The organism is Synechococcus sp. 1G10, assembly GCF_002252625.1.
In the GTDB taxonomy this organism is placed as follows: domain Bacteria; phylum Cyanobacteriota; class Cyanobacteriia; order PCC-6307; family Cyanobiaceae; genus Regnicoccus_A.
In genome coordinates this window covers 46,142-69,184 of the sequence record NZ_NQKW01000006.1, presented here as the reverse complement: position 1 = coordinate 69,184, position 23,043 = coordinate 46,142, and the positions used below count along the sequence as shown (strand labels likewise).

At 66.3% G+C, this 23,043-nt stretch carries 23 protein-coding genes and 1 tRNA gene; 7 read left to right on the top strand and 17 right to left on the bottom strand.

Annotated features, from left to right (window positions below; all coding sequences use genetic code 11):
* Positions 1-10: 10 nt before the first annotated feature.
* The 6 genes from gshA to CJZ82_RS06945 all read right to left on the bottom strand — a co-directional run bounded on the left by gshA (position 11) and on the right by CJZ82_RS06945 (position 7,135).
* The gene (gene gshA / locus CJZ82_RS06970; protein WP_094555078.1) at positions 11-1,165 is read right to left on the bottom strand and encodes a glutamate--cysteine ligase; all 1,155 of its coding nucleotides are present in this window, start codon (positions 1,163-1,165) and stop codon (positions 11-13) included.
* The gene (locus CJZ82_RS06965; RefSeq protein ID WP_094555191.1) at positions 1,162-2,685 is read right to left on the bottom strand and encodes an anthranilate synthase component I family protein; all 1,524 of its coding nucleotides are present in this window, start codon (positions 2,683-2,685) and stop codon (positions 1,162-1,164) included. Before CJZ82_RS06965 ends, gshA begins: the two co-directional genes overlap by 4 nt.
* Positions 2,686-2,815: 130 nt before the next feature.
* A complete protein-coding gene (locus CJZ82_RS06960) occupies positions 2,816-3,247 on the bottom strand; it encodes a photosystem I reaction center subunit II PsaD (protein WP_094555077.1) in 432 nt (143 codons plus the stop codon).
* 116 nt (positions 3,248-3,363) lie between these two features.
* Complete coding sequence (locus CJZ82_RS06955; RefSeq protein WP_198949685.1) at positions 3,364-4,755, bottom strand: HAMP domain-containing sensor histidine kinase; 1,392 nt, start codon at positions 4,753-4,755, stop codon at positions 3,364-3,366.
* On the bottom strand, positions 4,749-6,023 hold the full coding sequence (gene rodA / locus CJZ82_RS06950; protein ID WP_198949684.1) for a rod shape-determining protein RodA: 1,275 nt from the start codon (positions 6,021-6,023) through the stop codon (positions 4,749-4,751). Before rodA ends, CJZ82_RS06955 begins: the two co-directional genes overlap by 7 nt.
* Positions 6,024-6,028: 5 nt before the next feature.
* Complete coding sequence (locus CJZ82_RS06945; protein ID WP_094555075.1) at positions 6,029-7,135, bottom strand: Mrp/NBP35 family ATP-binding protein; 1,107 nt, start codon at positions 7,133-7,135, stop codon at positions 6,029-6,031.
* Between the two features lie 133 nt (positions 7,136-7,268).
* Here CJZ82_RS06945 and hemF point away from each other — a divergent pair, with 133 nt between their 5' ends.
* Positions 7,269-8,354, top strand: a complete 1,086-nt coding sequence (gene hemF / locus CJZ82_RS06940) for an oxygen-dependent coproporphyrinogen oxidase (RefSeq protein WP_094555189.1) — start codon at positions 7,269-7,271, stop codon at positions 8,352-8,354.
* A 32-nt stretch (positions 8,355-8,386) separates the two neighbouring features.
* On the opposite strand, the gene CJZ82_RS06935 is transcribed toward hemF, so the two are convergent.
* Positions 8,387-9,220, bottom strand: coding sequence for a dehydrogenase (locus tag CJZ82_RS06935; RefSeq protein ID WP_198949683.1), 834 nt, complete (start codon positions 9,218-9,220; stop codon positions 8,387-8,389).
* Positions 9,221-9,234: 14 nt separating this feature from the next.
* Entirely contained in the window at positions 9,235-9,789 is a 555-nt protein-coding gene (locus CJZ82_RS06930) for a cofactor assembly of complex C subunit B (RefSeq protein ID WP_094555188.1), read from the bottom strand.
* A gap of 83 nt (positions 9,790-9,872) precedes the next feature.
* Between CJZ82_RS06930 and CJZ82_RS06925 the strand changes: the two genes are divergently transcribed.
* Positions 9,873-10,535 (top strand): ribonuclease D, encoded by a 663-nt coding sequence (locus CJZ82_RS06925; protein ID WP_233130095.1) that lies wholly within the window; start codon positions 9,873-9,875, stop codon positions 10,533-10,535.
* 12 nt (positions 10,536-10,547) lie between these two features.
* Here CJZ82_RS06925 and CJZ82_RS06920 read toward each other — a convergent pair whose 3' ends face one another.
* Complete coding sequence (locus CJZ82_RS06920) at positions 10,548-10,805, bottom strand: hypothetical protein (RefSeq protein ID WP_094555073.1); 258 nt, start codon at positions 10,803-10,805, stop codon at positions 10,548-10,550.
* 31 nt (positions 10,806-10,836) lie between these two features.
* Entirely contained in the window at positions 10,837-12,159 is a 1,323-nt protein-coding gene (locus CJZ82_RS06915) for a lipid-A-disaccharide synthase-related protein (protein ID WP_094555072.1), read from the bottom strand.
* Between CJZ82_RS06915 and CJZ82_RS06910 the strand changes: the two genes are divergently transcribed.
* Positions 12,124-12,194, top strand: a tRNA-Cys gene (locus tag CJZ82_RS06910). The genes CJZ82_RS06915 and CJZ82_RS06910 overlap by 36 nt on opposite strands.
* A 39-nt stretch (positions 12,195-12,233) precedes the next feature.
* Here CJZ82_RS06910 and CJZ82_RS06905 read toward each other — a convergent pair.
* Complete coding sequence (locus tag CJZ82_RS06905) at positions 12,234-12,791, bottom strand: hypothetical protein (RefSeq protein WP_143593561.1); 558 nt, start codon at positions 12,789-12,791, stop codon at positions 12,234-12,236.
* Positions 12,792-12,864: 73 nt separating this feature from the next.
* Complete coding sequence (locus tag CJZ82_RS18290; RefSeq protein ID WP_158218503.1) at positions 12,865-13,041, bottom strand: hypothetical protein; 177 nt, start codon at positions 13,039-13,041, stop codon at positions 12,865-12,867.
* 40 nt (positions 13,042-13,081) lie between these two features.
* Here CJZ82_RS18290 and CJZ82_RS06900 point away from each other — a divergent pair, with 40 nt between their 5' ends.
* Positions 13,082-14,050 carry an aldo/keto reductase gene (locus tag CJZ82_RS06900; protein ID WP_094555070.1) on the top strand — a complete coding sequence of 323 codons (969 nt, stop codon included), beginning with the start codon at positions 13,082-13,084 and terminating at the stop codon, positions 14,048-14,050.
* Between the two features lie 41 nt (positions 14,051-14,091).
* Here the strand turns inward: CJZ82_RS06900 and CJZ82_RS06895 are convergent, their stop codons facing one another.
* Positions 14,092-14,778, bottom strand: a complete 687-nt coding sequence (locus tag CJZ82_RS06895; protein ID WP_094555069.1) for a hypothetical protein — start codon at positions 14,776-14,778, stop codon at positions 14,092-14,094.
* 89 nt (positions 14,779-14,867) lie between these two features.
* Positions 14,868-15,902: a phosphoribosylformylglycinamidine cyclo-ligase gene (purM, locus tag CJZ82_RS06890; RefSeq protein ID WP_094555068.1), complete on the bottom strand. Its 1,035-nt coding sequence runs from the start codon at positions 15,900-15,902 to the stop codon at positions 14,868-14,870.
* 391 nt (positions 15,903-16,293) lie between these two features.
* Between purM and CJZ82_RS06885 the strand changes: the two genes are divergently transcribed.
* Together CJZ82_RS06885 and CJZ82_RS06880 are read left to right on the top strand one after the other, a co-directional pair.
* A complete protein-coding gene (locus tag CJZ82_RS06885) occupies positions 16,294-16,851 on the top strand; it encodes a septal ring lytic transglycosylase RlpA family protein (RefSeq protein WP_094555067.1) in 558 nt (185 codons plus the stop codon).
* A gap of 77 nt (positions 16,852-16,928) precedes the next feature.
* Positions 16,929-18,521, top strand: a complete 1,593-nt coding sequence (locus tag CJZ82_RS06880; RefSeq protein WP_094555066.1) for a bifunctional pantoate--beta-alanine ligase/(d)CMP kinase — start codon at positions 16,929-16,931, stop codon at positions 18,519-18,521.
* 42 nt (positions 18,522-18,563) lie between these two features.
* Here the strand turns inward: CJZ82_RS06880 and CJZ82_RS06875 are convergent, their stop codons facing one another.
* From CJZ82_RS06875 to CJZ82_RS06865, 3 genes are read right to left on the bottom strand one after another with little or no spacing between them, the layout of a single operon-like run.
* Positions 18,564-19,070, bottom strand: coding sequence for a low molecular weight protein-tyrosine-phosphatase (locus CJZ82_RS06875; RefSeq protein ID WP_094555065.1), 507 nt, complete (start codon positions 19,068-19,070; stop codon positions 18,564-18,566).
* A complete protein-coding gene (locus tag CJZ82_RS06870; RefSeq protein WP_233130094.1) occupies positions 19,070-19,792 on the bottom strand; it encodes a HEAT repeat domain-containing protein in 723 nt (240 codons plus the stop codon). The genes CJZ82_RS06875 and CJZ82_RS06870 overlap by 1 nt, the downstream gene beginning before the upstream one ends.
* Positions 19,789-20,613 carry a HEAT repeat domain-containing protein gene (locus CJZ82_RS06865; protein WP_233130093.1) on the bottom strand — a complete coding sequence of 275 codons (825 nt, stop codon included), beginning with the start codon at positions 20,611-20,613 and terminating at the stop codon, positions 19,789-19,791. Before CJZ82_RS06865 ends, CJZ82_RS06870 begins: the two co-directional genes overlap by 4 nt.
* 1,401 nt (positions 20,614-22,014) lie before the next feature.
* Between CJZ82_RS06865 and CJZ82_RS06860 the strand changes: the two genes are divergently transcribed.
* On the top strand, positions 22,015-22,968 hold the full coding sequence (locus tag CJZ82_RS06860) for an IS1595 family transposase (protein WP_198949682.1): 954 nt from the start codon (positions 22,015-22,017) through the stop codon (positions 22,966-22,968).
* Positions 22,969-23,043 lie beyond the last annotated feature (75 nt).

The window sequence follows — 23,043 nt, the reverse complement described above, 5'->3', positions numbered from 1 at the left end:
GGCTCCATGATCATCCCAAAGGGTGCGAAGCCGCTGTGTTGAGTGGTGCTGGTTCCACTTCAGCCAGCTGCATGGCCGTGGCTCCTTCGGCGAGGATCTCGCGCAGCGGCACTCCGGCGGCGTGCCGCTCCAGCCAGCGCATCGCTTCATTGCCCTGGCTCAGGATGTCGTGGAGCGGCTCCAGCCAGGAGCTCAGGCCGAGCCTGGCGGCTAGAGGCGCCACCTGCTCCAGCTCGCGCTGAATCCAGGCACCAGCCTCGATCTCCTCCCCCGTACGCCAGTCGCTGAGCATGGCCCGCAGGCTCTGGCGGGCGGCGGAGCGGTCGTTGTGGTCGGCCAGCTCGGCGAGCTGATCCGGCCTGAGCCGGCTGGCGCGCAGGGGATCATGACTCTGCGGGTCTTCCAGGAGCTGCAGCAGGCGCAGTTCCGCGAACACCGTGACGGCCAGAAGCTGGCGTGGATTGCTGATCAGGTCGCAGATCCGGATTTCAAGCCGGTTCAGGTCGTGGGGCCGGTTCTCCCCGTTGGGCCGCACGGAGGTCCAGAGATGGCGCACGTTGCGCATGGCTCCGGCCGCCAGCTGGGCCTCCATCCACTGGATGTAGTGCTGATGATCGAGAAACAACGGCACCCTGGACGGGGTGAGCGGGAACTGCAGCCAGCGCTGGGAGTGGGCGCCCGTGGCGACCCCATCGAGGAAGGGAGAACTGGCGCTCAGGGCCAGCAGCAGGGCGCCCTCGCAGCGCAACAGCCGGCAGCCGGCGAACAGGGCCTCCATATCAGTGACCCCGAGGTTGATGTGCACGCTGGCGGTCACCACCTTTGTGCCGTAAGTGGCCTCGATGTAGCCGTGGTATGGATTCGAGGGGTCGGAGCGCTCGAAGCGGCGACTGTCTCCAAGACTCAGGGTGCTGCCTGGGAGCAGGGTCAGGCTCCGCTCACCCAGCCAGCGGCGAAGGCGCCGTCTCGGCTCCAGCAGCATCTCCAGCTGGTGGGAGTAGTCGGCATCAGGAGGAGTGATGTACTCCAGGTTGCGATGGTCTGGTTCGGTGACGAAATCCTGGAGCTGGGCCGCGGCCTGCTCCGCCACCCCCACCACGGTGCCATCGGCCCGGCCGGTGAACAGCTCCACCTCGAAACCCTTGAGCAGGAGGCGATCGGTCATGGCTCGTTCCCCTGCAGGCAGGCCAGGGCCTTGAGCAGACCGCGGGCTTTGTTGAGAGTTTCCTGGTATTCGGCGGCTGGCTGGGAGTCGGCCACCAGGCCCGCACCGGCCTGCACCTGTACCCGCCAGCCCCCCTCGCCATCGGGGAGCACCACCATGGTGCGGATCGTGATGGCGGTGTTCAGGGCGCCGGCCAGATCCACAGCCCCATAAACGCCAGAATAGGGGCCACGGGCATCGGGCTCGTATTCGTGGATCAGCTGCATCGCCCGGATCTTGGGGGCGCCGCTGACCGTGCCGGCCGGGAAGGAGGCCTTGAGCAGATCCCAGACGTCGTGGGAGTCATCAAGCATGCCCTCCACCTGACTGACGATGTGCATCACGTGGGAGTAGCGCTCGACCACCATCAGCTCGGTCACCTCGACCGTGCCCGGCTGGCAGACCCGGCCCAGGTCGTTGCGGCCCAGATCCACCAGCATCACGTGTTCGGCGCGTTCCTTGGGATCGGCCAGCAGCTCCTGCTCCAGGGCCAGGTCGTGGGCTTCATCAGCCCCACGTGGGCGGGTGCCGGCGATCGGTCGCAGGGAGGCCCGGATGCCACCGGCTACGGGCTCGGCCTTCACCATCACCTCGGGACTGGAGCCGATCAGATACCAGCCGCCGAAGTTGAAGAAGGCCATGTAAGGCGATGGATTCACCATCCGCAGGCTGCGGTACAGCTCAAAGGGATCCCGTTGGATGCGGGTCTCCAGCCGCTGGCTGAGCACCAGCTGAAAGACGTCGCCGGCGGCGATGTGCTCCCGGGCCGCCACGACCGCCGCTTCGAAATCAGCCTGGCTGCGGTTGCTGCGGGTCTCCAGCTCCACGCTGGGTTCAGGGTCCCAGCGCAGGGGGGTGACCCCAACCGGCAGCGGGCCGTGCATGCGCTGCTCCAACGACTGGATCCGGGCCTCGGCCTCGGCGTAGGCGCTGAGGGGATCTCCCCCGCCGCTGAGGTCGGCATAGGCCACAGCCGTGATCTGCCGCTTCACCTGATCGAAAACCAGCAGGCTGTCAGCCAACATCCAGCAACCGTCGGGCGGACCCCCGGGGTCGCTGGGGTGGATGGGCACGCTCGGCTCGATCCAGCGGATCAGTTCGTAGCCCCAGAAGCCGAAGAGTTGCCCCAGAGGTGGCAGGTCTGGAATGGTGCTGGGCTGCAGTGAGGCCAGGCATCTGGCCAGGAGCTCGAAGGGGTTGCCCTGCAACTGGGCCCGACGGCCATCACGCCAGCACTGCACGCCGTCCTCGCCGCGCACCGTGAGGGTCCAGGCAGGATCGGCCACCACGAAGCTCCAGCGCCCCAGCCGCTCGCCCCCCTCCACCGACTCCAGCAAGACGCCATGGCTGCTGGCGGCGCCCACCTTCAGCCAGGTGGTGAGCGGGGTCTCCAGATCAGCGGGCCAGCGCTTCCAGAGCGGAATGAAGGTGCTGCCCTCCTCCACCTGGGCGAGGAATGCGTCGCGATCGGGGAAGGGCATCACGGCAACCGGCAGGCAAAAAAAACGGGGCACCCTGCCCCGCCTTTCTAAAGGTTGGAGGAATCACGCCCTGGAGCCGATTCCCGCGAAAGACTCCAGGCTTGATCCGGGTGGAACCCAGGAGCTGAACTCAGGAATCGAAGGTGTTGCGTCCGGAGAACTTGAGGGTTGAAGGATCGGGGTTCTGGCCGATGCTGCGGGGGTTGTGGCCCACCATCGGGCGGCCTTCGTTCACTTTCTCGGGGAAAACACCATCTTTCGGGTGGAGGTATTCAGTGTCGCCACCGGGGAAGATGCGGTAAATCTTGTAATCCTCGATACGAGGCTTGAACTTGGTGCGCAGCTGGGTGCCGAGGGCCAGGCACTGCTCCTTGCGGGAGAAGTACATGATGTTCTCACCCTCATTCATCTCTGCAGCTCCACCGGTGGGAAGCTCGAACACCTGATCCTTGGCACTGGTCCAGGTGATGGCGTACTTCTCCTCGGTTTCGGCGGAGTTGAGCAGACCGCCCGTGCTGCCGATGGACTTGGGAAGTTGACCGCTCAGCGCCGTTGCTGTCATGGCTGTTGGGGATGGTGAGTCGGCGGACCCATCAGTGAGTCGGCGGACCATGTCGGCTGGAAGCTAGCACTGCAATCTGGGGCGTCTTCCCAGGGGAGAAGCTCTCTTCACACCCGTCAACAAACGTCGCCGTCAGCGTCGGTTGCATGACCTGCCACGGGAAAGAAGACGGTCAGTCCCTGGCCGGCCCGTTCCGTGAAACGTCCCCCCAGGCTGTGGAACAGGCGCTGGGTGGCCTGACGGCTCAACTGCAGGCTGCCCGTGAGCGGATTCCAGCGCAGCACGGGGCCCACATCTGCGGCAGCGTCTTCATCAGGGGTGCTGGGAGGCGCTGCTTCCCCTCCGGGCGGCTCGGCGCAGCGCAGTTGCAGCTTCAGGCGTGAACCTGCCGGCAGCAGCCGGATCAGCACCGTGCTGCCCGATGGCAGGCTGCGGATGAAGCGATCCACCAGGCCACCCAGCATCGTCTCCAGCCTGTTCGGGTCGCTCAGCACCGGCGGCAGTTGAGAGCTGATCTCCAGCTTCAGCTTCAGACCACGGCGTTCCAGCTGCCGTTGCCAGAGCTCCTCAAAGCCCTGCAGCAGCTTGGCCAGGTCGGTGCGGGCCAGGGTCTGGCGGGGCCGCGGCTGCCGCTGCAGTTCGGCCGCATGGAAGATCAGACCGAAACGGTCGATCTGTTCGCTGCACTCCCCATCAATCTGCTCCAGCCGCTGACGCACCACCGCTGGGAGGTCAACGCGTCGCAGTAACGAGCGGATCAGGGTGCGGATCGTGGCCAGGGGAGTGCGCACCTCGTGGGTGAGGGCCTCGAGCAGAGCCAGTTCGCCGCTGCTCTTCTCCCGGTCGTTCTCACGGCCGTGGACCAGGGGCTGCAGGGTCAGGCTCGGCGCCATCGCCGCAAGCCGTTCCGCAAGCTTCGGCCAGAATCGCAAGGCCAGGTTCTCCTCGCTGCGCAGCGGACCGAGCGCATGCAATGCCTTGCGCAAGCGCAGGGCGGCCTGGGGGGCCGTGGTCCGCAGTCGCTCGTCCACCAGAGCCAGGGTTTCCGAGAGGGTGGTGGGATCGAAGCGCAGCACCAGCTGCCGCTGCTGCGGACTGCCCTCCAGGGCCATGGCCAGCTGCAGCTTGGGCGTGATCAGGATCAGCAGCGGGTCGGTGCCGTCTTCGGACTCCAGGGCCAGGCGTTCGTAGGGGCTGGCGCCTCCAGGGGCATCGCTGGTCCCGGCTGAGCCCACTCCGGGCAGCAGGGGAGCTGAGGGGCTGAAGTCGCCGGTGATCTGCGGCGGAGACCAGACCCAGCCCTGCAATGGTTTCAGAAGCTCCGGCTCGTAGAGCGCCGGCAGCGGCGAGGCCAGCCAGATTCCCCGCAGCGGTTGCAGTGGCGGCAGGAAATCGTCCTGAAGGGTGGCCAGCGCCCCCCACCACTGCCGTCTCACGGAGTCTTCGTCGCTGCGGCCCGCTGGGACCCCCTGGGCCAGCCTTGCTCGCAGATCGGCCAGGCTCACCATCGCCGCTGGGGCGGCCGGCCGTGGCGCGACACCGAGGCACACAGCCCCAGGGCGATGAAATTCACGAGCATCGCCGAGCGGCCGTAGCTCAGCCAGGGCAGGGGAATGCCGGTGATCGGGCCCAGCCCGATGGTCATGTTGATGTTCACCACCACCTGAAACATCAGCATCGCGCCGATGCCCACCACCACGAGCGACTCGTAATCCGTGCGTGCCCGTCCGGCGATCTGGAGCAGGCGCCACATCAGCACCACGAAGCCGACCACCACCAGGGTGGTGCCGAGGAAGCCGGTTTCCTCTCCCAGGGCGCTGAAGATGAAATCCGTGTGCTGCTCGGGAATGAAGCGCAGCAGGGTGAGGTGACCCTGCATCAGGCCGGTGCCCCAGAGCCCCCCCGAGCCGATCCCCACCGTGCTCTGCAGCAGGTGGTACCCCCCGCCGAGAGGATCCTGGGAGGGGTCGAGAAACATGGTTAGGCGGGCCCGCTGGTGGTCCTTGAGGCCGTGGGACCAGAGCCAGGGAGTGCCCAGGGCGAAGATGCCCTGAATGGCCAGGGTCAAGGATGTGGCCAGGGCCTTCCAGGGCAGGGAGCGCCAGGCGACCAGTCCCATGGCGGGAACCCAGGCCACCAGGGCCCAGGGGATGGTGCCCGCCAGGATGGCGGTGAACAGTGGCGAGAGCAGCAGCAGCAGCCAGGCTCCAGGCATGCCCGACCAGAACATCATCACCAGCAGGACGGCCCCGAACACGAGGGAGGTGCCCAGATCGGGCTGCACGAACACCAGCAGCCAGGGCACGCTGATCATCGCCACGGGCCGGATCAGGTCCACCGGCCGCTCCACAGGATGGCGGGCGAGCACACCCGCCAGCAGCAGGATGGCTGCCACCTTGGCGAACTCGGAGGGTTGCACGTTGAAGCCGGCGATGTTGATCCAGCTCTGGGCGCCGAGTGCGCTGACCCCCACCACCCTTACCGCCACCAGGCTGGCCACCATGACCCCGTAGATCAGCCAACGGAACGGCTGGTACCGCTCCAGCGGGATCCGTGCCAGCACCAGGGCGAGGCCCATCCCCACAGCGGCGGTGATCCAGTGCTGATACCAGACGGCATAGGGGGCCTGGCGCTGGGTGCTGGCGATCAGGATGCCGGCCACAGCCACCATGGCCAGGGGAATGCCCCACAGCACCAGATCCACCCCCTCAAGGGGCCGCCGACGGGCTGGCCGCGCCGCCGAGAACATGCTGCGCCGGGTGCCCAGCAAGGCCATCTTGATCAGGCGGCGGCAAGACTGAGGCTTGCGATCCGCTGTGCCAGGGCCTGGAAAGCGCGGGCTGTGGCCGACTCGGGTCTGGCGATCACCACCGGCTGACCCCTGTCTCCCCCATCCACCACCGCCATCTCCAGAGGCAGCTCGGCCAGCAGGGGCACGTCAGCTTCGGCGGCCAGGGTGGCCCCGCCGCCACTGCCGAAGATGGCGTAACTGGCTTCGGGCCGGTCGGGGGGGATGAAGACGCTCATGTTTTCGACAACGCCGAGCACGGGGACCCCCATCTGCAGGAACATCGCCAGGCCGCGGCGGGCGTCCTGCAGCGAGACCCGCTGGGGTGTGGTCACGATCACCACGCCGGCCATCGGCACCGCCTGGGCCAGGGTGAGCTGGGCATCGCCGGTGCCGGGCGGCAGGTCCACCACCAGCACGTCGCGTTCACCCCAGTCGGCCTGGTACAGGAACTGGCGGATGATGCCATTGAGCATCGGTCCCCGCCACACCACCGGTTGGTTCTCCTGGATGAGCAGCCCCATCGAAACCATGCCGATGCCGCAGGTCTCGATCGGCACCAGTACCTGCTCGTTGCCGTTGCCGCGCACCTCCGGGGTGCGGTCGGCCACACCCAGCATGGTCGGGGCGTTCGGGCCGTAGATGTCGGCATCCAGCAGGCCGACCCGCAGGCCGCTCTGGGCCAGGGCACAGGCCAGGTTCACCGCCACGGTGCTCTTGCCCACGCCGCCCTTGCCGCTGCTGACGGCGATGATCCTGCCCACGCCTGGGATGCCCTGGCGCTCGGGCAGGTTGCCGCCACCACCGGGGCCGTGACCCGCTCCGCCGATCGGTGATCCCTCGGGCCGCCCTCCACCGCTGGGCTGAGCCAGCTCGATCTGTACATCATCGATGCTTTCAAGGGCCATCAGCGCCGCGCGGGCTTCGGCGGCGATTCGCTCCCGCTGGCTGGTGGCGTAACCCGGCAAGGCCAGGCTGAAGACCACGCGGCTGCCCTGAGGACGCACCTGCTGAATCCAGCCCATTTCGAGCAGACTGCGGCCGGTGCCCGCGTCGCAGAGGGGCTCAAGGGCGGCGAGAGCCTGTTCAGCGGTGGCCATCCAGAGGAGCCGTCATTGGGGTCGATCCTAGGGGCCGCCCCCATGACAGAGGCTCTCGAAGGGTTGTGCAGCGGCTCGACGGGCTGGAATGGTAGAGGGGTTTCGGACGTCCGGCGGGGCGTGATCGTCAGTGGTGGAGCAGGGACAGACGGGCGTGGCCGATGGGGAGAAGGGCCAGGGAGGGCCTCAGCCCCTTGAGCGTCCGCCTGCCGACTCCCGTGCCCGCGCTCGCGCCCTGCTGATGGGCCTCCAGGACAGCATCTGTGCCGGTCTGCAGGCCCTCGATGGCGAAGGGGTGTTCCAGGAGGAGAGCTGGGAGCGGCCGGAGGGCGGCGGCGGCCGCTCGCGGGTGATGAAGGCCGGCCGGATCTTCGAGCAGGGCGGGGTGAATTTTTCCGAGGTCGAGGGCGATCAGCTGCCCCCTTCAATTCTCAGTCAGCGGCCAGAGGCCGCCGGCCAGCGCTGGTTCGCCACCGGCACATCGATGGTGCTCCACCCCCGCAATCCCTATGTGCCCACGGTGCACCTCAACTACCGCTACTTCGAGGCGGGTCCGGTCTGGTGGTTCGGCGGTGGCGCCGACCTCACCCCCTACTACCCCTTCCTGGCGGATGCCCGTCACTTCCACCGCACCCTCAAGGCAGCCTGTGACGGCGTCGATCCGACGCTGTATCCGGTGTTCAAGCCCTGGTGCGATGAATACTTCTTTCTGAAGCATCGCGGCGAAACCCGGGGGGTGGGCGGCATCTTCTACGACTACCAGGATCCCTCCGGAGAGCTGTACAAGGGTCAGGATCCCAGCGGTCCGGCCGCGGCCGTGGCGGCTGCCACAGGAGCGGTGCCCCGCAGCTGGGAGCAGCTGTTCCAGCTGGCGAGCGCCTGCGGTAACGCCTTCCTGCCCAGCTACGTGCCGATCGTGGAGAAGCGCCATGGCACCGCCTACGGGGAGCGGGAGCGGCAATTTCAGCTCTACCGCCGTGGCCGCTATGTGGAGTTCAACCTGGTGTTCGATCGCGGCACGATTTTCGGCCTGCAGACCAACGGACGCACGGAATCGATCCTGATGTCGCTGCCACCGCTGGTGCGCTGGGAATACGGCTACGGCCCCGAGCCTGGCAGTCGTGAAGCCCTGGTCACCGAGGTGTTTACCAAGCCCCAGAACTGGTTCGGTGATGCTGCGCTAGAAGAGCTCTGCCGGGCCCGGGGTGCTTACGACTGAACCCTGCCCCCTCACTCTGGGGCCTTCGTTGATCAGGGGCGGCTTGCCGGATTGGCCAAGGAAGTGGTCGGCAGGTTTCTGGAGCGGAGGCTGAGACCTTGCTCCAGGGCCAGCACCACCCGCTCGGCGATGGCGTTGAGCGCTGCATCCCGGCTGCTGGGATCCCTCAGCGCCGTCTCCAGCGGACTCTCCAGCTTGCCGATCTCAAGGATGGCGATACCCCGGCGCGGCGCGCCCAGCCCCCCCCGGAACTGAAAGGGGAAGGCCCCGAAGGCGGCAGCCAGGCTTTCGTCGAGCAGGCTGGGGACCTGGTGCAGCGGTGGGATCAGTCCTGAGCCAAAGCCGTCGGGTCCGTAGGCGTCGTAGTGAATCTCCATGGCGTAGCCCCCCCGGCGCACGTGCTCCTTGCCCACGCTCCAGTTGGTGCGGGGATCTTCTCCATCGGCGATGCTGCGCTCCGGAGGTATGTAGAGCCTGATCGGCAGGCCGCGCTTGCGTCCCAGCGACACCACCCTCTCGGCGGTGAGCCAATTCCAGTAGAGCTCATCCCGGATGCCGGCCACCATCGGCTGGGCTCCGAAGCGATCCACCGCTTCACCGCTGGTGCCGGCGCCGGCCATGCCCTGGGAATCGGCGTGACCGGCCATCACCAGAATCGGGGTTCCGGCCGCCAGCGACCTACGGCCGATCCAGTCTTTGTTGAGTGGTGTGCGCGGGCCTGTGAGCGGATCGATGGAGAACATGGCCGGGGCTTTGGCGGCGCTGCCCAGCACCAGCACCAGGGCCAGGGCGAACAGGGCCCATCTGGGGGGGCTTGGTCGTGCCCAGCGGCGGCGTGAGGTAGGGGTCGGGTGAAGCTGACGCATCTTTCTGGGGTTGTTCAGATGGGGGAACTCAGCAGGGTGCCGTCACTGGCCAGTTGCAGCAGGGGCCCCAACTCAAGTTCCAGGGCGATCAGCTCGTCGCGGTGTGCCCGCAGTCGCAGCTGGCTTAGGGGAGCGTCATCGTCGCTGATCAGGCGCAGTTCCACCAGTTCCTGGCGGGCGGCTCTCCGCCGGTAGATCAGCCCCGCAAGTGGGCCGAGCAGGGCGAGCAGCAGCGGCCACCACCCCAGCACCGGTAGCAACTGGCGCAGCACCAGGCCCAGGCAGGCCGCCCCGACGGTTCCCAGCAGGGAGAGCAGCAGAGCCAGGGTGCCGCTGGCTCCCACCTGGCCGCGGAAGCGCAGCACCCGTCGTTCGGGATCCCCTGCTTCCGCCTGCCAGCCCCGCTGCCTCAGCCACTGGCTGAGGCCATCCAGCACTTCCAGGGCCGGCCGCGGCGACTGCACATCCACCACCGTGGTGCGGTCCTTGCTGGCGGCGCGCAGGAAGAACACCAGGCCGATGGCCAGCAGCAGTGTGAGCAGGAGGGTGGAGCCCAGGGCGGGGGACAGAGTCAACGGCACGCGGGCGATTCAGGGCGGAAGCGATTCATTCTCCCCCTTTCGGCACGATGGCGTTGGTTGCTCCCGCGCTCATGCCCTCGGCCCTTGTCTCAAACCCCCATCGCTTCGCGGTCTTCGAGGGGGATCTCGACGCCGAATGGCTCAGCCTGCTGACCCAGGCTCCGGCCCTTGCGGTCGATACCGAGGCGATGGGGCTGGTCCATGGCCGCGACCGCCTCTGCCTGGTGCAGATCGCCGACCACCTCGACAACGTCTGCTGCATCCGCATCGCCCGGGGCCAGCAGGAGGCGCCGCGTCTGCGCGAGCTGATGGAGAGTCAGGCGATCGAGAAGGTGTTCCACTTCGCCCGCTTCGATCTTGCAGCCCTGGGGGAAGGCCTCGGCATCTCCGTGGCGCCGGTGTTCTGCACCAAGGTGGCCAGCCGCCTGGCCCGCACCTACAGCTCCCGCCACGGGCTCAAGGAGGTGGTGCAGGAGTTGGTGGGGATCGAACTCGACAAGCAGTCGCAGAGCAGCGACTGGGGCCGGGTCGAGGACCTGGGCGAAGCCCAGCTGGTGTATGCCGCCAATGACGTGCGTTACCTGCTGGCCGCCCGCCACGCCTTGGCCGCCATCCTTGAGCGGGAGGAGCGCTTCGATCTGGCCCGCCGTTGCTTCGCCTGCCTGCCGGTTTTCGCTGAGCTCGACCGCAGCCGCTTCGGCTCGGTGTTCGAGCATTCCACCCAGTCCCGCTGAGGGATCCGGAGATCAGTCCTCGACCATGAAGCCGCTTTCGTCGTCTTCGGCGACCAGAAGCGCATCCAGCAGCTGACCCTGGGCCCTGGCACCTCCCTGGGCCTCCTGGATCATCCGCTCGGCGATCGTGATGCGCTCGTCTGGCGAGCGTGTTCCTTCCCGGGCAGCCTGCTGGTCGACCCGGCGCCTGGCCGCGGCGATGCTCACACCCAGCAGGGTGGCCAGCTGACCGGTGACGGTGGCGTAGGCCCGGTCGATCGGTGCTGGCATCGGGTGCGCGTCTTAGTGAGGTGAGACCCCATCATCCCTGTGGCTGGGCCAGCAGCTGCCGGTCCACCAGGGCTGCCAGCCGCTCGCTGCCTCCCGTGTCCCCCATTCGCCGCCGGCCGATGGCGCCGAGGTGCTGGCGCAGCTGGGCATCACCAAGCAGTCGCTCCAGTTCGACGGCCAGCTCCTGCGCAGATGCGCAGGGCCGCACCGCTCCCCCCAGCAGCCGGCTCTGCCGCCGCGCGAAACCGAGCTTGAACTGAGGTCCCGGCCCTGGTAGCGAGAGCACTGGCACCCCAAGCCCCACCAGTTGTTCGGTGGCGGTGCCGGCGGTGGCCAGGCCCACCTCCCCCCAGCCGGCCCAGCGCTCGAAGCAGCTCGGCCCCAGCAGCAGCAGCCGCTGCTGGAGTTGCCAGGCCGCCGCGCCGCCGCAACCCTGCGGCAGGGCAACCTCGCGGTAGCCATGGGCGGCCAGGATCGGCTCCAGATCCTGGCGGCTGGGCCGGGAGCCGGTGGGGCAGAGCACCACCTGCGGCTCTCGTGCAGGAAGGCAGGCCAGGCTTGCCAGCAGCAGCCGGGCGTTGGCAAGGGCCTCCGGCAGACGGCTACCGCAGAGCAGCACGATTCGTCTCCGCTGCCTGAGTGGCTCGGGAAGGGGCAACCGATCGAGCTGATCCATCATCGGGTTACCTGGCGCCAGCGCCGCCACCCCCCGGCGCCTCAGCCCCCGGGCGGTCAGGCCATCGCGCACCGCCACCAGCCGGGCGCGGTGATCCGCCATCAGGGCCCACTCCCACGGATCCCATTCGCTGCCTTTGCAGCGGTGGTAACGGTCGGCAAAGGGGTTGCGGCCGGGTCCGCTCCTCCAGGTGTAATCGCTTTTGGGAGTGCCCAGGAAGCCGTAGGGCGCGCCGCTGGCCCAGGCCAGCAGCAGGGGCAGCAGATCCCCCACCGCCAGGATCGGCGCGCCGCTGGCACCCCAGCGGCGCACCAGCTGCCACTGCCGCCAGCTGAGGCCTGGTAGACCAGCGCCCAGATCGCGCCAAAGCGCAGAGAGGCTCTGGTTACTGAAGCCTCCGCTGGGCAGCCGCTGGCGGGGCCCTACCCGCTGCAGCCAGCCGTCCTGCTCCGCCTCCCGGTAGGTCTCCCCCTCTCCCACCAGCGGCAGGACACGCAGCTGCAACTCCGGGCGCCGTTGGTGCAGTGCCCGCAGGATGCGCAGACCGATCAGATCTTCCCCATGGCCATTGCTGAGCAGCAGCAGCCAGGGCTGCCGTTGACGGCTGATACGATCCGCAGCAAGGGGGTTCGCCCCCGAAATGGCGGCATGGCCAAGTGGTAAGGCAGAGGATTGCAAATCCTTTACCCCCAGTTCGAATCTGGGTGCCGCCTCTGATTTCCCTACTGCCGGTGGGCTGCCGGAGGGCTCGTTCACAGTTTGGCTGTGGCCGTCCAACGCTCGCCTGAGAGGGCTCTGGCTTCGCAGCGCACGTCGTGCTTCTCAACCGTGCAGGTGCCATCGGCGGGCCAGGCGCTGGGCAGGCTGGTGGGCAGCCCCCGCTGGTCGAAGCCCAGTTCACTCACGCTGGTGATCTCGGTGCTGAGGGGGCCCTCCAGGCGGCAGCGTCCTTCGCGGCAGCTCAGCCCCGCGCCGCCCTGCTTGACCACCCCCACGAAGGTGACGAGGTTGGTGGCGATCTCGCCGCTGCCGCTGCCAACGAAGCGGATGTTCAGCAGTCCCTGCTGGTTCTGCTCGAAGCGCAACTCCGAGCACGGGCCAGGGCTGGCCGCGGCGAGGTTGCGCTCGCAGCTGCGGGTGGCACGTTGCACCCGCCCGAAGTCGGTGGACTGTTGTTCACCCGCCCGCAGGCCTGGTACGGGGATCAGCAGGCTGACCAGAGCCCCGGCCAGCAGCAGGCCTGCGTGGCGAATGCCTGGCCCCACAAAGAAAGGGCTTCGGGATGGGTTGGGAGTGGTGCCGATGGCCAAGGGGAACCCACGCACAGGGCCTCCATTGTGGAACCGCCTGGCTCCATGAGCGCACGGGCGGAGGGAGTGAACCTCAGTACTCCGAATCAGCCACGCAGTAGCCCTGGCAGCTGATGCCATTCGTGGCAGTGCGGCCGCAGTGGTTGCACAGCACCGGTTCGCTGGGCTGCAGCTGTTGGGTCTGCTGCGCCACCGCTGCTGACCGTGGCACTGGCGGTGCAGTCGGGCTCTGGGTCAGTGGAAACGTCATGCTCTGATCATGGCGAGGTCGCTCGCAGCCCGGAGACCTCATGGCGCAGTCCGTTTCGATCGGCGTGGGCACCTGGGCCTGGGGTAACCAGTTCCTCTGGGGCTATCGGCCCGATCTCCATGACGTCGCCCTGGAGGCCACGTTCAAACGGGCGGTGGCCCTGGGGCTTCACTTCTTCGACACGGCCGACTCCTATGGCACCGGCCGCTTCACCGGTCGCAGTGAGCAGTTGCTGGGTGGGTTCCTTCAGGCCCTGCCCCCCCAGCTGCGCAACGATCTGTGTGTGGCCACCAAGCTGGCCCCCTTCCCCTGGCGCCTGGGCCGGCGTGGCTACGATCGCGCCCTCCAGGCCTCCCGCCAGCGGCTGGGCGGCCGACTCGATCGGGTGCAGCTGCACTGGAGCACCGCCCGCTATGCCCCCTGGCAGGAATGGCCCCTGCTGGAGGGGCTGGCGGATCGCGTGATCGCGGGTGAGGTGGAGAGCCTGGGGGTCTCGAACATGGGTCCCCGGCGTCTGAGGGAGGTGCAGCGGAAGCTGGGCGAGCGGGGGGTGCGCCTGGTCAGCCTTCAGATTCAGGCGTCACTCCTGGCCCCTGAAGCGGTGACGGGCGGGGAGCTGGTGGCCTGTTGCCGGGAGCTGGGGGTGGATCTGATCGCCTACAGCCCCCTGGCCCTGGGTCTGCTGTGTGACCGGCCCGGCGACGGCACGGGAGCACCCAAGGGCCCAAGGGGACTGCTGTTCCGGCGGCTTCGGCCGAGGATCGAGCCGCTGTTGGCCCTGATGCGGGCCATCGCGGCTGACCACGGCGCCAAGACGTCCGAGGTGGCCCTGAACTGGTGCAGGGCCCACGGGGCCATGCCGATCCCCGGCCTGCGGACCCCCGAGCAGGCTGAAGGAGCTGCGGCGGCACTGGCCTGGCAGCTGGACGAGCAGGAGCGCCTCGCCCTTGACCGGCAGGCCCTGGCCCTGCCGGTGCGGATGCCTGCCAACCCCTTCCTCAGCGATTGAACAGCAACTGAATAATCAGACCTGATGAAGGATCGGCAGGATTACGTCGCTGCAGACGTGCTGGTGGGGTCGGGAGAGAGCACCACGGGAAGGGCGCCAGGCCTGGGGATTCTCACCACTTCCGCGGTTGCACCACTCAGGGCTGTGGTGGTCCTGGTGGCAACTCCTTGACTGGAGCCGTTTCTGGGGCTTGCACCGGAAGTCGTGTCGCCGCTGTCCACTTCAGAGCTGTGCTCGTCGCAGGCGCTGAGTGCCTCCTGCAGCAGGGAGTCGAACGTGGCTCCCGGCAGGCGGTGGCGGGAGATTTCCAGGAAGGCTCTCGCCAGCGACTCCCCTGCCGCAGCGCGCAGGGCCGGGTTGTTGCGGCGCTCGCTCTGCTCGTCCTCGATGGCATGCAGGAAGCGCTCGGTGACGCCCCTTTTTGTACTGGCCCTGATCTGGGTCTCCTGCTCAGCTGGCTGGAGACTGGGCAGCTGATCCAGCTCGTCCAGGCGCCGGTTCAGGCTCTCCAGCACCTCCTGAGCTTCCGAGGCCACACGCGAGAGCTGTCCCTCGGAGAGACGGGGCAGGTCGGCCACAAACACCTTGCCGTGGTCGCGCAGGGTGAGATATGTGGGCCGACTCTCGCTTCGTCCCTGGGGAGGAGTGCTCAGCCGCCGCGGTGGTGCCGCCGGCTCAGGACCCGCGGAGCTGCGCCGCCGGGTGATGCGAGTGCTGGAGCTGTGCATGGTTAAGGACGTATGAATTACCGGATGCGCCGCCAGCGATCAAGGTCAGCGAAACCATCAGCAATCTGCCAGGAGCAGGGATGGGGCGATCAGTACGGCAAACCCCCCAGGGACTCCGCGCCTGAGGCTCCGGCCTCCACCACACCAAGTGGCCAGGCCTGATGTCCCAGCAGCGTGCACACCTCCAGGGCCCGTGAGACGGCAGGCACCGGCACCACCAGGCAGAAGCCGACCCCCAGGTTGAACGTGTTCCACAGATCGGCTTCCGGCACCTCGCCTTCGTCTTGCAGCCAGCGGAACAGTGCTGGGCGCTCCCAGCTGTTGGCCTCGATCCGGCCGTGGGTTCCGACTGGCAGGCAGCGGGGCAGGTTTTCCGGCAACCCACCGCCGGTGATATGGGCCATCGCATGGAGGGGAACCGCATGCTGGCGCAGGGCCTTCACCAGGGAGCCGTAGAGGCGTGTGGGCTCCAGCAGTGCCTCGATCACTGGCCGGTCCTCGCCCCCCATTCGGGTGCTCTCTGTGGTGGCGCTACCCGCGAGAATCCGCCTCACCAGGCTGAAGCCATTGCTGTGGACCCCACTGCTGGCCACAGCCAGGATCCGGTCGCCAGGTTGGACCTGCCTGCCGTCGACCAGCTCGTCCTCCTCCACCACGGCCACGCAGAAGCCGGCCAAGTCGTAGCGGCCCGGGCCATAGAAGCCCGGCATTTCCGCCGTCTCGCCCCCCAGCAGTGCACAGCAGCTCTGGCGGCAGCCATCGGCGATCCCCTCCACCACAAGGGCCATGGCCTCGGGCGCGAGCTTGCCGGTGGCGATGTAATCCAGGAAGAAAAGGGGCTCGGCTCCACTGGTGATCACGTCGTTGACGCACATCGCCACCAGATCAATGCCCACGGCGTGGTGACGCCCGTAGGCCTGGGCCAGCTCCAGTTTGGTTCCCACTCCGTCGCTGCCGGCAACGAGCAGGGGGCGCCGCAACCCCTCGGGCAGACGGCACAGCCCACCGAATCCCCCCAGACCACCGAGCACCTCAGGCCGGCGGGTGCTCTCGACACTGGAGCGAATCCGCTCAACAAAGGCCCTGCCGGCGGCCACATCCACTCCGGCCGTGCGGTAATCCATGGCGTTGCTCCTGCTGGGCAGATCCTCGTCGCCGTTGATCCTCCGATGCCAGCAGCCCGGCCTGGGCCGCCTGCCTGATTGTCACAAGTATTGATCAGCCCTGCTGATAGCTCTGATTGGCTTCGCTGATCAATATCGATGCTTCATTCGCTTCTGTGCTCTGTTGCTGACAGGGATTTCGGCGTCAATGACTATTTCTGATCAATTCCTGCGCCCAAGCCCCTCATCCAGCTTCCTGAAACTTCCTGTAAGTTTTCGGGGTCGTGATTTTTCTTCAGGGACTCCACCACTAATTTCGCGCTTTCAGCTCTTCCAATCGTCAGCGCGATTCATCAAGTAACTACCCTTCAATCCGAAGACAGTTGCCTATTTGTGGTGAGTTTCGAATGTTATGCGTCGCACTTTCCCCCTGGGGGCCCTTGCCCTCCTGCTTTCTGGTAGTGGAATCGCCTTCCCCGTGCTTGCCGAATCGGCACGAACGGAGTCGCCCTCCCTGCTGGCCATGGCCCAACCTGCCTCTGTTTCACCGGCTGTCGAGTCGTCAGAGTCAGTCCGGCCCTCCCAGCCAGTAGCCATTCGCCAGCAGGATGGCGAAGCTCCGGCCCTGGAGGCTCCTTCCGCTCCCACAGCCCCGGCCCCCACTCCTCGCCGCTTCAAGCTGGCAGGCACCGGTGAGGCCAGCTGGTACGGCCCCGGTTTCTTCGGCAACCGCACCGCCAACGGTGAAGTCTTCCGTCCAGGCACCATGACGGCGGCTCACCGCACCCTCCCCTTCGGCACGAAGGTGAAGGTCACCAACCTCTGGAACGGTCGCAGCGCGATCGTGCGCATCAACGACCGGGGTCCCTTCCACGGCAACCGCATCATTGATCTGGCCCATGGAGCTGCACAGAACTTGGGCCTGGTGTCCAGCGGCATCGCTCAGGTCCGTCTGGAAGTGGTTCAGTAAGACCTGAGGGCATTCACCCCATCTCCTTGAGTGGCCCATCCGGCAATCTGCCGGGTGGGCTTTCGTTTGGCGCTTCCATGCAGCTGCTGCATACCTGTGATGAGTTGCGGCGCTGGTGCAGGCCCGCCGGTGACCTGCGGGCCACCCCCCTTCACTTCGTGCCCACCATGGGTGCTCTGCATCAGGGCCACCGCCGTCTGATCGAGCGGGCTTCAGCATCCCTCTCCCCCTCGGGCCCACTACCGCGGGTGCTGGTGAGCGTGTTCGTCAATCCGCTCCAGTTCGGCCCCGGGGAGGATTTCGAGCGCTATCCGCGCGATCCCAGTGCTGATGGCACTCTTGCTTCCGCGGCAGGGGCCACTGCCCTGTTCGCTCCTGCTGTCGAGGAGCTGTTCCCCGGCGGCGACGCCGAGCTGACCCGGGTCCTGCCCCCACCCGCTCTGCTCCAGGGGCTCTGTGCCCGCACGCGAGTAGGCCATTTCGAAGGGGTCGCCACGGTGGTGGCCAGGCTCCTGGCCCTGGTGCAGCCTGATCGCCTGCTGCTCGGCGAAAAGGACTGGCAGCAGCTCGTGATTCTGCGGAGGATCGTGGCGGATCTGGCCCTGCCAGTGCGGGTCCAGGGATGCGCCACCTGGCGGGAGAGCGATGGTCTGGCGGCCAGCTCCCGCAACCGCTATCTCTCGAAGATGGAGCGAGGCCAGGCGGCTGGTCTGCCCGCTGCCCTGGCCATTGGGCGGCGGGCCTGGCAGAGCGGTGAGCGTGATCCCGCCCGGCTGGAGCGGTTGGTTCAGGCCGAGCTGGAACAGGCCGATCTGGCGGTGGAGTATGTGGAGATGGTGGAAGCCCTGCGGCTGCGCCCGCTGGATTCTTCCGCCCTGCCTCAGGGGCCGCTGCTGCTGGCGGCCGCCGTCCGCTGTGGCCCCAGCCGCCTGATCGATCACCTCCTACTCATGAACCGTCCTCCGATCGTCGCCATCGATGGCCCCGCCGGGGCTGGCAAGAGCACGGTCACCCGGGACCTGGCCCGCCGCCTCGGCCTCATTTACCTCGACACCGGAGCCATGTACAGGGCTGTGACCTGGTGGGTGCTGCGCCATGGGGCCAATCCAGCTGTGGCGGCGGAGGTGGAGCCGCTGCTGGAGGGGCTGGAGCTCAGCCTCGACCTGGAGGCCGGCGGCGATCAGCAGGTGCGCGTCAACGGCCACGACGTGAGCCAGGCGATCCGCCATCCCGATGTCACCGCCCAGGTGTCCCAGGTGGCTGCCCACGGCTGCGTGCGCGAGGCGCTCACCCAGCAGCAGCGGGCCCTGGGCGCCCGTGGCCGGCTGGTGGCGGAGGGCCGCGACATTGGCACGGCCGTTTTCCCCGACGCGGATCTCAAGGTGTTCCTGACCGCCACGGTGGCGGAGCGGGCCCGTCGGCGGGCCCAGGATCTGGAGCAGCGGGGGTTCGCCGTGCCGTCCCTGGCGGAGCTGGAGACACTGATCACCGAGCGGGACCGTCAGGATTCCACCCGGGAGGTGGCCCCCCTGCTCCAGGCCGAGGATGCGGTGGAGCTGATCACCGATGGCTTGGCCATCGAGGAGGTGATCACGACCCTGGTGGATCTGTTCAGGGAGCGCATTCCCGAGGAGGCCTGGCCAGCTCCGGAGAATGGCGCAGCAGCCTGAGTGTCGCCGCCTGCTCATGGGGGCTCGCGGCCTGCCGTCGGCTCATCGTTCCGATGGCGATGGCTTCCAGGGTGTGCCGGTGGCCAGCAGGTCGTCGAGCAAGCCCGTGCAGGCATCCTCGAGCAGATCCAGCACACCCTCGAAGCCATCGGCGCCGCCGTAGTAGGGATCGGGTACCTCACGGACCCTGTGCAAGCGGCAGTGCTGGGTGATCGGCCTGATCTGGGCCCTGGATCTACGGCCCCGGCTCATGGCCTGGACCGCCGCCAGGTTGTCGTCATCCATGGTGAGGATGTGATCGAACTGATCAAGATCGGCGACCACGATCTGGCGGGCACGGCTGGGCAGGTGGATGCCCCGCCCGGCAGCCGCAGCTCGCATGCGGGCATCGGCCGGCTGACCGGCATGCCAGTTGCCCGTGCCGGCCGAATCGACACTGAAGGATTGTTCAAGACCCCGCAGCTGCAGGTGGTGCAGGAACACCCCTTCTGCGGCGGGGGAGCGGCAGATATTGCCCAGGCAGACGAACAACAGACGGGAACGTTCCATCAGCCCCCCGCCCCGCCACCCAGGCGGCTCAGGGCCAGCCCGGCCCGCAGTCGCACCACCGGGGTGTCGTCCCCGGGCTCGCCGGCCAGCTCCTGCAGGGCCTGCAGTCCGGAGCGATGCCCCGGCTCTGCCCTGCCCATGCCGAGCAGCAGTTGCTCCAGTCCCACTGCCACGGCGTAGCGGACCACCCATTCACCATCGCCGCCACCTGCCAGAAGGGCGTCGAGGCACCGCTGTCGCAGGCGGGTCTGCTCGCTCTGGGGGAGGGCATCGATACGGAGTTGACCCAGGCCACGGGCCGCGGCTCGCCGCACGCTCGGACCGATATCGCAGGCCAGAGCGCTCTCCAGCAGCTCCAGGCCACGTACATCGCCGATCCCGGCCAGGGCACGCACGGCCCAGGCCCTGGCGCCGTAGTTCCGTTCATCGAGGCTGCCCAGCAGCGGCTCCACAGCAGGAGGGCCGATCGCGATCAACCCGTCCACAGCAGCCACGGCGGCCCCAGGATTGTTGAATCCAAGCACTTGGAGCAGGCAATCAATCACGTCCCAGGTCTCGGGATCGCAGTGCGGCTCACCCTGATGATCTGCCTTCGCCAGAGCAGCGAGGGCTCCAGCCAGATTTTCGGCCGCCTTCTGCAGCCCATCCGCGCTGTCGGCGCGCTCCACGGCTCTGATGAAGGGCCTGACCAGGCTCAGACCATCGGCTCCTGTCTTATTCAAAGCAAGTCGTCCATCGCCCTAAGCACAGTCTCGGTGTCAGGGGGGGCTTGGCCCCGTTCCACCAGCCCCCGTAGGGCGATCAGTTTGAGGCTGTTTTCAGCCAGGGTGTCCCGGATCGGTTCGAGCGCCGGTCGCCAACCCACGGCGCCCAGGTCCATCAGTGCGGAACGTCGGACCTGCAGCTGGGGATGTTCAAGCAGTTCGATCAAGCTGTGTCCCCAGCGCGGATCTTGTGTGAGCTGGAAAAGGGCCCTCGCGGCGGCGCTGCGGATCAGGGGCCGCTCGTGGATGGCGAAAGGCTGGATCGCGTCCACTACATCGGGAGAGGCTACGCCGATGTCCCCCAGGGCCTCGATCAGGGCCTCGCAGGGCTCTCGTAACCTCAGGCTGTTGGGAAGGGGTTGCCCTGCCTGATCGCTGGCCAAGCGGGCGCAGATCGGCGAAACAGCCTCCCTTGCACGGAGTTCCCCAAGAGCTCGCGCCGCCGCTTCCCTCAGCCCGTCGTCCTCGTCCTCAAGGGTAGCAAGCAGATCGGGGATCGCCTGTGGATCCCCTAGCTTTCCCAGCGCCCGGGCGGCATTGCGGGCCACGGCATTCTCTTCCACACCGGACGAAACCGCGCGGGGCTGGCGCCGACGCAAGGCCGCCTGAAGTAAGGGCACTGTCTCCGGATGGCGGCTGCGCATACGGCCCAGCCACCAGGCGGCGTAGTACTGATGGGATTGATCCTCGCTCTGGCGTAGTCGCTGCAACGCTTCCTCCTCCGAGATGGGTTCGCCGGCTGTGGCCATAGCGGAATCCAGATCAGCAGTGCCAGCCATGGCCCGCACGGTGCATAGGGGAACCATTGATGTTGCCATTGCATCCATCCGATGGGCCCCATCTCCCCATCTCCCCATGTCCTGATGAGCACTCCGGCGGCGGGATCGTTTCTTTAGCGCTGGGTCTTGGCAGAAACCCCCGGTATCCAGGCTCTTCGAGGCCCATGCTCTCCCTCCCAGCCACTGGGTCGCCAGACGCATGCTTCGAGGGGATCTCATCGGTGAGCCTCGCCGCCAGCTACGTGCCCCTTATGTTCCGCCTCAATTTGCTCTCAGGGAGGGCACCGCCCTGCGGATCACCACCGAGGGCCACTGCTTCAACGCCTATCGGGAGAGGGTGCAGATCACCATTGATGTGAAGACGTAAATGCAGAAAATACATTGGAGAACGGTACTTCGTCCGAAATTGCTGCTTGGTATTGTGGACACATTCTTGACTAAACATTGGTCTTTTGCCTTGCCTGCAAGGTCTATACTCTCACAGGCGAAATGGCCAGAATCTTCTCTTGAATTGCCTTGCATATCAGCGATCAGGTGATTATCTAGTGCAGTAGACGCAACCTGCGCTGAATCCGTGCCACTGCAACGAGATCATCGCTCTTGTCTCCGTCCACCAGCGGGTGGGCGCCACTCAGCTCTTTCAGAACGGCGTCTACGGGAACTCCACGCTAGCCTGAACAAGGGGCTTCTCCCCTGCTCAGACATGAGAAGCAGCTTCGCTACCCCGAGCCGGTGCCGCTGAACTTCACCTCCAAAAGGTCTACTTTTAGCTGGACGTTTCTTCGTCCTGAGAGAATCAGGCGATGACGATCCGGATTCTTGGCTGAGCACCATGGCAAGCACGACCAGCCAGAGCAACACAGGAGCTGATCGTCAGTGGGATCTGATGCGAGCCAGGTTTGATGGCGACTGGCAGGGGGTGACGCCCTGGTACGGCCGAGAGAGCGCTGGAATAGATCTGAGTACCTGTTCAGGGGGCGGGATGAACCTGAGACCCATTGCAACGCAATGGGTCTGCTCCACTGGCTGACGTTTGGAGATAGCTCAAGACCCATCGCCTGGCCCCAACAAGCCCAATTTCAGGCCTTCAGAACCGCCACAGGCCCTACAGGTAGCGTTTCTGAGACGCGCACACCCCATATCCAGCCCCTGAACGGGTACAGATCTGACCCGTAGAGAATCAGATCCAGCTGGGTCAACAATGTATGCGATAAGTTTTTGAGATGCCGACACGGGTCTTGTGGTCTGGAACAGGCTTACGATTTGCTTCAAACGGGGAACGCAAGTTTCCATTTCATAGGGATAACTATAATCTAGGCAACAACTATCTTGATTAGGCAGCAAGCTCCGTTAGCAGGCCTTGCTGCCTAGGCTGGTACGTATATACCAGCGGTGTCTGCCATGGCCATGAGTCGGATCCAGTTCCAGGCCGGCCTGTCGCTGCCAAGGTTTATCGAGCTTTACGGCACCGAGGAGAAATGTGAGGCGGCCCTGGAGCAGACGCGCTGGCCTGATGGTTTCCGTTGCCCCCGCTGTGAGGGCAAGGAGTACGGACTGATCCATGGCAGGCGCCACAAGCGCTATCAATGCCGGAGCTGCCGCCATCAGGCCACCCTCACGGCCGGAACCATCCTGGAGGCGACCAAGTTGCCGCTGACCACTTGGTTCCTTGCGTTCTACCTGATGGGCCAGGCCAAGACTGGCATCTCTTCACTCGCTCTGAGGCGCCATCTCGGTGTGAACTACCGCACGGCATGGCTGGTTCACAACAAGATCATTCAGGCAATGAAGGAGCGGGATGGGGCCTATGTCTTGCGAGTAAGAGTGCAAGTGGATGATGCCTACCTTGGTGGAGAACGCTGTGGTGGCAAGACAGGTCGTGGATCAGAGAACAAGGTGCCGATCGTCGCGGCCGTCTCACTCGATGATGCGGGTCACCCCCGGTACGTGAAGCTTGCCACTGTGGCCACTTTCTCCTTTGCCGCCATCGCTGACTGGGCACAGGATTCACTGGCGATCGGATGTGAAGTGATATCAGATGGGCTTGCCTGCTTCCGTGCCGTAACAGAAGTTGGTTGCCGGAATCAAGCTGTAGTGGTGAAAGGACGCCATCCCAATGAACTGCCGGAATTCCGCTGGATCAACACGGTGCTCAGCAATTTGAAAACCAGCTTCAGTGGCACCTTCCATGCCCTGAAATTCGATAAGTACGCCGATCGCTACCTGGGTGCGTTCAATTACCGATTCAACCGTCGCTTCAACTTGACAACGATGACCGAGCGGGTGGTTCATGCCATCTGCAGCTGCGGCGCTCGGCCGGAACGCTTCTTGAGGAGTGCGGAGATAGCTACCTAATCAAGTTTCCTCATGGACCATTTGATCTGAATTTTGGCTGCCTGTTAAGTGCCAGAATCTTTGTGCATCTGATCA